8 protein-coding genes are annotated in these 9769 nt (G+C 53.4%); 1 reads left to right on the top strand and 7 read right to left on the bottom strand.

The genetic code is table 11. The annotated features are described in order from the left end of the window. Positions 1-2376, top strand: a 2376-nt coding sequence (locus ABJQ89_RS10265; RefSeq protein WP_348496146.1) for an alpha/beta fold hydrolase, incomplete at its 5' end; no start/stop codon positions are given. On the opposite strand, the gene ABJQ89_RS10260 is transcribed toward ABJQ89_RS10265, so the two are convergent. From ABJQ89_RS10260 to ABJQ89_RS10230, 7 genes are all read right to left on the bottom strand, one after another. Next, entirely contained in the window at positions 2359-3483 is a 1125-nt protein-coding gene (locus ABJQ89_RS10260) for an NAD(P)/FAD-dependent oxidoreductase (protein WP_348496145.1), read from the bottom strand. The genes ABJQ89_RS10265 and ABJQ89_RS10260 overlap by 18 nt on opposite strands. 22 nt (positions 3484-3505) lie before the next feature. Continuing rightward, positions 3506-5170: an AarF/ABC1/UbiB kinase family protein gene (locus tag ABJQ89_RS10255; protein WP_348496144.1), complete on the bottom strand. Its 1665-nt coding sequence runs from the start codon at positions 5168-5170 to the stop codon at positions 3506-3508. Positions 5171-5348: 178 nt separating this feature from the next. Next, complete coding sequence (locus ABJQ89_RS10250; protein ID WP_348496143.1) at positions 5349-6338, bottom strand: DUF6208 family protein; 990 nt, start codon at positions 6336-6338, stop codon at positions 5349-5351. Next, the gene (locus tag ABJQ89_RS10245) at positions 6335-7384 is read right to left on the bottom strand and encodes a methyltransferase (protein WP_348496142.1); all 1050 of its coding nucleotides are present in this window, start codon (positions 7382-7384) and stop codon (positions 6335-6337) included. Before ABJQ89_RS10245 ends, ABJQ89_RS10250 begins: the two co-directional genes overlap by 4 nt. Before the next feature lie 33 nt (positions 7385-7417). Further along, positions 7418-7663 carry an acyl carrier protein gene (locus ABJQ89_RS10240; RefSeq protein WP_348496141.1) on the bottom strand — a complete coding sequence of 82 codons (246 nt, stop codon included), beginning with the start codon at positions 7661-7663 and terminating at the stop codon, positions 7418-7420. After that, positions 7664-9193 carry an amino acid adenylation domain-containing protein gene (locus ABJQ89_RS10235; protein ID WP_348496140.1) on the bottom strand — a complete coding sequence of 510 codons (1530 nt, stop codon included), beginning with the start codon at positions 9191-9193 and terminating at the stop codon, positions 7664-7666. 94 nt (positions 9194-9287) lie between these two features. Continuing rightward, positions 9288-9578 carry a hypothetical protein gene (locus ABJQ89_RS10230; protein ID WP_348496139.1) on the bottom strand — a complete coding sequence of 97 codons (291 nt, stop codon included), beginning with the start codon at positions 9576-9578 and terminating at the stop codon, positions 9288-9290. Between the last annotated feature and the right edge of the window lie 191 nt (positions 9579-9769).

Here is a 9769-nt window from a genome sequence, read left to right as displayed (position 1 = left end):
GGACGCAAAGCTGTTTCAATTGCATGGGGCCCTTGGGATCAAATTGGGATGACGGGCCGCGATACTGTGCGCGCCAAGGCCGGCAGCAAGCATGGGCTGACCCCCTTAAGTCAGAAGGATGCGTTGCAGTTGCTCGATCAGTCTTTGCGCATTGATACTGCAGAACTGGTTGCCGCGACCGCCGATTGGCACGCGCTTGCGCAGGCGAGCGCCCTCGCTCAGACACCTGCAGTTTTGAGCAATTTGATCACGCACCGCGACACACCCGAGGACAAGGAAACTGCGAATGCGATAGCGCAGCATATCAAAGACGCACCTTCAGCTGATCATAAGACGCTCATGCTTGATCATCTGAAAGAGCGCCTTGCGGATATCTTGGAAGTCCCCGCCTCCGAAATTTCGGAAACAGAAGACGTCATTGCCCTCGGCATGGATTCTTTGATGGTGATGGAATTGGTGCATGTCTTGAAACAAGATCTAAGCATTCCGCTCTACCCGAGAGAGGTGATGGAGCGGCCCAAAATCCAAGATTTCGCCAACTATCTCACGGCGGAGCTCATCGGTTCGGATCAAGCGAAAGCGCCAAACCAACCCAAGAACGCCAAAAGCTTTGCCGCGGTTTCAAACATTGTCGATTCAGGCCCGCCTTTAAAGCCTGCGCATTTTCTGCTGTCTGCGCCGCGCTCCGGCTCTACCCTTCTGCGGGTGATGCTCGCTGGGCATCCCCAGTTATTTGCGCCGCCTGAACTTCATCTGTTGCCCTTTGCCGATATGGGTACGCGCCAAACGAATTTGGGCGCGAGCTATCTCGGGGAAGGACTGCAACGCGCCTATATGGAGTTGACGGGTTTAAACGCTGATGAGAGCGCCGCGAAGGTTGCGCAGCTCTGCACGGACAAAGCGAGCACCCGCGATGTTTATAGTGAGCTTCAAACGCTGGCGGGTGATCGCATATTGCTCGACAAATCGCCCTCTTACGGCGCTGACTTGGCTACGTTGCAACGCACAGACACGCTCTTTGAGGACGCAAAGTGTATTCACTTAACGCGCCATCCCATAGCTGCAATCGATAGTTTTGCACGGATGCGAATGGATAAACTCATTGGCGCTGAAGGTGGCGATGTCCACCAGATTGCCGAACGGGTTTGGAGCCAAATCAACGGCAACATCACCGAATTTGTCGCACAGCGTGATTCTGAAAAATGTTTGCACGTCAGCTATGAGGCTTTGGTGAACGATCCCAAAATCGAGATGACTCGCATATGTGATTTTCTGAACATTCCCTACGATCAGGCGCTTTTGCACCCCTATGAGGGTCAACGCATGACGGATGGTGTCTCCAAGAAATCCGCTTCCATTGGCGACCCTGGGTTTTCGAAACGCAAAGCAATCGAAACGGGCTTGGCGGAGAGCTGGAGAAACGTCGAGTTACCTAAACCGCTGTCTCATCAAACAACTCAGATCGCGCAGGCGCTTGGCTATGAACTGTCGCAAGCCACGCCAATTGAACGCCGTGAACGCCAGATCAGCATTGGGTCAACCAAACTGCACGTGACGCATTGGGGCCCTGAAACAGGGAAACCCCTACTGCTGCTTCACGGCTTGTTGGATCAAGGCGCGGCTTGGCGCGACGTCGCACAGCCGTTGGCGGAGCAAGGTTTCCACGTCATCGCGCCCGATCAACGCGGCCATGGGCAAAGCGCGCATGCGCCTGAGGGCACTGCCTACCACATTATGGACTTTGTTTCCGACGCGGCTGCGATACTCGAACAGATCGATGGCGATGTGACTTTGGTCGGGCATTCCATGGGGGCAGTTGTCGCTTTGCTTCTCGCGGCAGGGCGCGCAGATCGCATTGAGACGCTCACGTTGATAGAACCACCCTTGAACGAGCAAAAAAGCAGCGCAACATCGATTGGCACCTATTTGGACTATGTCGCAGAACCGCCTAAGAACAAGCCGCTCCGCGACTTAGACGCTGCGATTTCGAGGTTGCAATTCGACACGCCCAGCCTTGGTCGTGATTTTGCCAGAAACCTTGCAGAACGCGCAACGCATGTGACCGAAGACGGACTTCATTGGCGCTGGGACCCGCGGTTAAAAACCCGTGCGGGCATAGCGTTCGGGCAAGACATTCCCGGGAATGCGACCCTTTCGGAGATCATCGCGCAGATCGCAGCGCCAGTCCTGACAGTCTATGGTGATGTCAGCAAGATGAGCGATCCGGCAGCGGCACAAAGACTCGCTCAAACTTGCTTCAACCTGCAATCCATTACGCTTTCGGGCGGTCACAACTTGCATTTCGACGCCCCTGTTCAGCTGTCCGAGGCTATCAGCAGGCTGACCCGCTCCAAACCGTCAGATCGGGTCGCTTAAGAGCTGTCGGAAGGATTTAAACATCTCCGCCATGTGCCCCATCATTTCGGGCACAGGCGTTTCATTGGCAAGTTTCACGTCCACAACCGATTGCATCGCTTTCTCGAAGGTTTCGAGCCTTGGTCGGCGGCGCTGCTCAAAAGAGGCGAGCGCGTTAGTCACGAAATGCGCATCCGTGCGCGAGAGCTCATCGGCCAGAACTGCAGCGCTCTCCATCGCCATGGAGCCGCCAATACCAAGTCCGCCAAATGGAAAAAACGCGCTCGCGGCATCGCCAATCACCATGACCCGTCCGTTTGACCATGTCTCCATACTCAAGGTACGAAAATCTTGCCTATAAATTGGTTTGGACCCATCGCGCGCTTCAAACGCGCTGGTGACGGCATCTCCCATATCTCCAAATTGCGCCTGCAATCCTTCGAAAAGCGCGGCGTCATCCCCGCTCGGCACCGCGCTGTTCGGCACTCCGACAAAGGTACATAAAGCGCCCGGTGCAGGGATCAGAGCGCAGAATTTACGTCCTGCATCCCAATATTCAGACATCGCATCTGCAGGCAGGACACTTGGATCCGTCCACCAGCCAAACCCCGACCAGCCCGTGTCGCGCTCTTGCGCATTGGGCAGGCACATTTTGCGCACGTCCGATCCCACGCCATCACAGCCAACGACAAGATCGAAGACCTCGCTCGATCCATCGTCAAAGCCCACCTGAACCTCTGCATCCTCTTGTGTCATCGATAGAATGGACAGATTCGTGCGTATGTCGTCGAGGCAAGGCGCCGCCAGAAGTGCGGATAATTCGCTCCGCCGCACCATTTGGATATTACCAAAGGACTGGCCGATTTTTTGCACTTGGAACGTATGAAAAATCTGCCCGCCGACGCCGCCGATATTGAAATCGACCAATGATTGGCTAACGGATTCTAGCTTTGGATAGAGCCCTAAGCCTTTCAAGACGCGTCCACCGAATGGCCAAAGACCCAAAACATACCCACGGGGCTTAATCTCAGAACGTTGTTCGATGATGACAGGGTTTAAGCCACGTTGGCGCAGCAGATTAGCAAGCGTCAATCCGGCAATTCCGGCCCCTACGATCAAAATTCGCATCTCGATTCCTTCGCGCTAAAGTTTAGGTTGTGCTATTGTTGGGAATGCGGACATCATCACTGCCGATGCTGTTGGACATGCGCCGCAGCACGAACCAGCTGTAAAAGGCTACCCAAATCGAGATCACCCAGAACGGCCAATCCATATCAGGATAAATTGTGACTGTCGTATGAAGGAAATCGGTAATCGAGTTATCGAGTTCGAATTCACCCTTCAATTGGATGTAAGATGTCAGCATCATATGAAGCGCAAATAGGAAAGCGAGGCGTGACATGGCCCTCAACAGCAGGGATGCAGATTGCGTCACTTTGCTGGTGAAACTACCGTAGACGCGACTGGAACGTCGCAATTGCGGTTCCAGAAACAAGCGTAGTTCTCCGAGTGTTTCAGGCACTTCAACCATTGCGCGGCCGATGTTCTCCCAATTATATGTCTCCGTGTACATTCTACGCGCGCGTTGTTTGAAATAACGCTCGAAAATTTTCGGATAATCGGCGTCTGGAATGAGATGATACAAACTTGCATCCAGCGTAGCCCAAGTTCGGTCAATGCGCAGGAAGCCCCAAGTTACCATCATGCGGCTTTCACCCATGATATCCAAGACCCCGGTCAAAGCCTTGGTGGCGGATCGTTCGTGGTATGACATTTGTTCAATACCAGTGCGCATGTGCCATGAGCGTAAAGAGCGCACGATATCTTCTCGAACCTCGTCGATATTCACCAAGGGTAATTCGGGGCAGAGCGACAAAATCAAATCCCCAGCCTTTTGAAATTCGCGGCTGGCGAAGGCTTTCACGATATAGAGATACCGACGCCAAAGTTCGCGTTCGGGGCTGCCGATTGTGCCGAAGTCAATCAAGGCAATCTTGCTATCGCGGAGCAAGATAACGTTGCCCGGATGGACATCCCCATGGAACATTTCTTCTTCGAACAGCTGTCTGAGAAAACTCGTATTTAGATCACGCCCGACCTTTTGCGGATCAACGTTATTTTCCACCATCCATGCCGCCAACTCATCGGGGGCTTTTTCCTGGGCCGCCACAAAATCGGACATCAACAAACCCGGGATCATCTCAATGACCAAAATGGCACTGGTGCAATATTCTGGGTAGGCGTCTGGCACATAAATTCCGTGTTTTTTCAGAACCTTGCGCATACGTTTTAGATTAGAAAACTCGAAACGGTAATCCGTTTCTTCGTTCATGATCTCTTCAAGTTCCCAAAGCGCCTCTTTCCAGCGGAGAAATGTTAAGGCGCCCAGTCGTTCTAAAAGCCATGTCAGTCGCCGGATCGCGCGCAAGTCATAATAAAAGATGGTCTCAGCGCCCGGGCGGCGGACCTTGACCACGACATCTGCGCCATTCGATCGCAATGTGCCGCGATGGACCTGTGCAATAGACGCCGCAGCGAAAGGCGTTTCAGAAAATTCGGAAAAGACTGCGCTAATCGGGGCACCCAGTTCTTTTTCGATTCTATCAACCGCAATCTTTGGCGAAAAACCGATGCTTTGATGCTGCATGCGAGACAGCTCGGTGCAGAATTCCTCTGTAAAAAAGTCACGCCGCAGGGATAAAAGCTGACCTACTTTGATCCACAAAAAACCTAGCTTTTCGAAATACGAACGGACCAAAATCGCATAGTCGGTCGGCGTACTTCCGCGTTTGAGGCGCGTCCAAAGAAGGCGCATCAAAAGTGCGAACAAACCTCCAAAGATCGAAAACCCGCGAAATCGCGGATTGCGCGGCTCTCCGATTTGCAGCGGTTCCTTTATTTTTTCTAACTTCAGAGGCGTCGGTATCTTTTTCTGACTAAGCATAATTTATTTGGCTCTTTGGCTGACGCTCTTCAGAGCTAATGAGATTAGATTAGGCAACTGCGGGACCGGTGCTCGGATGAGCTACAACCGTTGGCTTCGCGCTTTCGATCAGGTCCGGGTTTTCCAGCGCGTCTGCCTCGCGCAACTTGAGCACGCGGATCAGATAAACCACCGGCTCACTGCTCTCTGGACCCGTAAAATTTGCGGAAGAGACCGAAAAACTATCTCGCGGCAGACTGGAGCGCGTATAAGTCGTGCAGAACACCCCGTGGCTGTCCAGTAATGCCGGATCCAACTCAAAGTTCAGATGTTCACCCGCCTCCAACGTGCCATAAAAGAACGTCGTATGCGCATCCCCTACAGGCAGTAGCTCATCATCGACCCAAGCTCGTGGCAAAAAGCGCCGCCATTTCACCGCTACGTACACATAGTAGTGCATGAAGCGAAACGACGGCCGATCACGAAGATGCAAGTCTGGGTAAAAGCTATTGGCATCATGCGTGATTGCGCTCGACAAAAGTGTCGTCTCACCATCCACCACTAATTCAGGATAACTGACCGTTGGTTTCGGATCATACAGACGTACGCCAACATAATAATCACCGGGTGGGACGTGAAATTCGATTTGCCCCGGCATTCCCCCAACGCTGGTTTCAGGCTTCAATTCGAGCAGCTTGTTGGTCGCGCCTGCGAGATTGAAACTTGGGAATTCATAGAGGCATACAGCCCAATATTTAGCCGATTGCGTCAGCGTATCTGTGTTCATGTGCAGATGTTCGCGCACTGTGACGGGCCCGCCCGTCGCAATCAATGCATGGGTGTTCCAACGCGGTCCCGTGACCATGTAGCGCCCCAACATTTGCGGCTCATCCAGCACTTTGCCTTGCAATGGTTTCCACACGCGGAACGCTTCGGGATGCTTGCGAAAATGTCGCCGTCCAAAGGATACGAAAACAGCGCGCAGCAGGCGAAAATATAAAAAAGAGGCAATTCCCAATGGGATTTGCCAGATCAGAGCGAACCCGCGAATGAGGGTCATGGTTTGTCCGGTGCAGCGAGTTCTGCTTCAACAATGCTGACCCGCGGGATGGGCGTAGGCAAAATCTGCTTCATGTTCAAACCGGCTTTTTTCAAAACATCCCCGAACTCCACGCCTGTGCGTTCTTTGCCGCCCGCCAACAAAAGCATGTGCAGATCGATAAACTTTCCGGGGAACCAATCGTTGCCAGCAGGAATGACGCAATCAATGATCAACAACTTCGCGCCTGGCTTCATTTTCGCGGCGCAGTTCTTCAGGATTTGCACTGACTTTGCGTCGTCCCAGTCGTGAATGATATGGCGCAAGACATAGAGATCGGCGTCATCTGGCACGGTTTCAAAGAAGCTACCCGGGATCAGTGTGCACCGCTCGCTCATCCCTGCATCGCCGACAAAAACCTTCGCGCGTTCAATGACTTCGGGCAAATCATACAAGATACCTTCAGCCTCTTCGTGGCGGCGCAGGATCGTACAAAGCAGACTGCCTTTGCCACCACCAATATCTGCGATCTTTCTATAAGGAGAGAAATCAAACGTATCGACAACATGATCCGCCTCAGCGCCGTGGAGCGTTGCCATGCAGGCATCGAAATTCGTTCCGCTGCTGTTGTGATCTTGCAAGAACTCGAAAAAACTCTCGCCAAACACGCGCGGGAATGCAGGTTCACCCGTCTGAATAGACGGTACAATATCGCCCCAGACTTTGTGGAACTCTTCGCCCATCATTGTGACCAAAGGCAGCAAAGAATCCGGTCGCTCGCCGCTGAGACATTCGCCCACGGGCGTCACTGAAAAACGGCCATCTTCATCTTCGACAAAGAGGCCGACACTGGCCAATGCGCGCAGCAGACGGTAGCTGACATCAGGGTCAGTGCCCGCTTTACCAGCAATCTCATGCGGGGTGAGCGCGCCGTCGCCGATGATTTCGACCAACCCAAGTTTGGCAGCCGCATAGGTGGCCTGAGACAACCAGCCGCCCAAAGCGATTTTCATAAGCGCCAAACGAGGCGAAGCCGCATTTGCTGTTGGAAGTGGTTTATCTAACATGTGGTAAATCCTTCTGCCTAAACTAAATTTGGCTTACGCCTGAAGCTCGGTCACAAATTGGGTGATAGAATTGAGGTCTCGGAAATTTTCCGCGCGGACCGCTTTCGACGGGACTTTCACATCAAAACTGTCTTCGATGTGTTGCACCATTTTCATCAACTCCATCGAATTCAAAACGCCGATTTCTAAGAGCTTCGTCGTGGCCTCAAGGCCTACGTCTTCGCCTTCAAGGACATCGTTGACGACGTAGTCGCGCAGCTGATCAAAAATAGTTCCCATTTAGTGTGTTTCCTCAAATTCAGGTTCATGAAGGATGGCAGCAAGTCGCTGCCTGTCTATTTTGCCCGTGCTGGTGCGCGGCATCGTTTCGAGATGTCGCAACGCATCGATGATCATGTAACGTGGCAGGTGCGCTGCGCAGTGCGCTTTGAGCGCGAGAAGCCCAGGGCGTTTGGCTTCCTGCGATGTCACAAAGGCGACAAGGCGCGCCTCTAGCCCCTCACCGTCGACGATAACAGCGACCTCTTGCACGGCAGAATGCGCTGCCAATGCAGCCTCGATTTCGCCGATTTCCACGCGATGACCGCGCAATTTCACCATGTGGTCCAAACGGCCCACGTATTCGAACATCTCGTCCTCAAGCACGCGCACTAAATCGCCCGTCGCATAAGGGGCATCGCCACGGGGCGTTTTTCCAAAATATCCGGGCGTGACGGAGCGGCCTTGAACGAAGAGTTCGCCCTCTTCCCCCGGCAAGGCATGCACCCCGTCAGGCTGCTGCGCCCAAAGTTTGTTCCCCGAACACGCACGCCCAATCGGAACAGGCACGCGGCGTTCGGGATCAAGCGTTGTTACTTCATAATAGGCGCAAACATTTGTTTCTGTCGGGCCATAGAGGTTCAACAAACGCACATCTGGCCAGCGCTCTCTAAGAACCCGCAATTGGGAGATCGGAAAGACTTCACCTGCAAACAAAATGGTTTTCAGGCTCGGTTTTTGCAGCTCCAAAAGCCCCGCCTGCATCATCAACATCAGCACGGACGGGACAGAATACCAAACCGTCGGTCGGTCGCGTTCGATCTCTTCTAAGAGGGCGCTAGCGGAAAAGGACAGGCCATCTGCCAGCAGCAAAACCGACGCTTTGGCGCGAAAAGCCACGTAAAGATCCAAAACCGAAAGATCAAAATGCAATGGTGCGTGATTGGCCAGACGATCGGTCGGATCAAGGCGCAGCTCGGACCCCGCCCATTCGATAAAGGCGAGCGCATTGTCGTGGGTGATGCACACCCCTTTCGGCGTTCCTGTCGAGCCTGACGTGTAAAGGATATAGGCGAGATCATCGCCAGTGACAGCCGCATCATTAACGGCGTGACCCACAAACGGATCAAAGGCGGTGCCAAGCGAAGCATCAGGCGCGCTGAGATCACACTCTTCGTTCAAAAGGCAAAGCGCCAAGCCCTCAAGCACCTCACCTGCCATCTGCACACGCGCCTGCGTTGTCAGCACAAGCCGCACGTTGCAGTCGGTGAAAATCTTGCGGGCGCGCTCTGCCGGACTATTTGGATCAACCGGAACATAGGCCGCGCCAAGGCGCAAAATGGCTTGCATGCACGCCACGACTGGCGCCCCTTTCGCGAGCCACAGGCCAACACGATCCCCTGCTTTCACGCCCATGCTTTTCAGGCCAGCGGCGATCTGATCGGCCGACTGGTCGAGGGTCGTATAATCAACCACCTGTCCAGACATAACTATTGCCGGCGCTGCAGCAGTCGATACTGCCGCGCGCCGCACAAGGGCGTGAAGTCCCATTGAGCAAAACCTATTTAGTAGAATTCAAAACGCAAACACACCTGAGCCGCAGCTCTAATTTGGCTACACAGGCGCAAGAGGTTTGTGAACCAAGCTAGAAGCCTAGAACACGATCCAGTTTGACCTTGCGGACACTCTTGCGTGTCGCCTTGAAGACGTTGTCATCCATATCGCGCAGCCAGCCATCGCGTTTCTTGCTGCTCGATTTCTTGTGACGCGCGCGGTAGCCAGACGCAAAGGTCTCAAGCGCCTTGGACGATTCATCAACCATACGTTGAGCGCCCTTAAGCTGTTTTGAGCTCTTCTTCTTACCTTTGGTACGGCTTGCTTTGAACCCGACAACGAGCACGTCGTCATCTACGGTGGACTTAACTTTATAGCTCATAGTTACCTTATCCTTATAGCACATTTCTATAACAGTCTTACGTCTACGATTCGGAGAAACTCGGTAACACCCCCGCTTCGGAGCACAACTATTAGGAGAGCCTAACAACCGAATTTTAGAAAAGCAAGACATCTTGCAACCGTAACGCGTGAGGGTTAGCGCCCGCTTAAACGATCCACGCACCGGTAAAG

Source organism: Planktotalea sp., from assembly GCF_039984035.1.
Taxonomy (GTDB): Bacteria; Pseudomonadota; Alphaproteobacteria; order Rhodobacterales; family Rhodobacteraceae; genus Planktotalea.
This window is presented reverse-complemented; position numbering and strand designations above follow the sequence as displayed.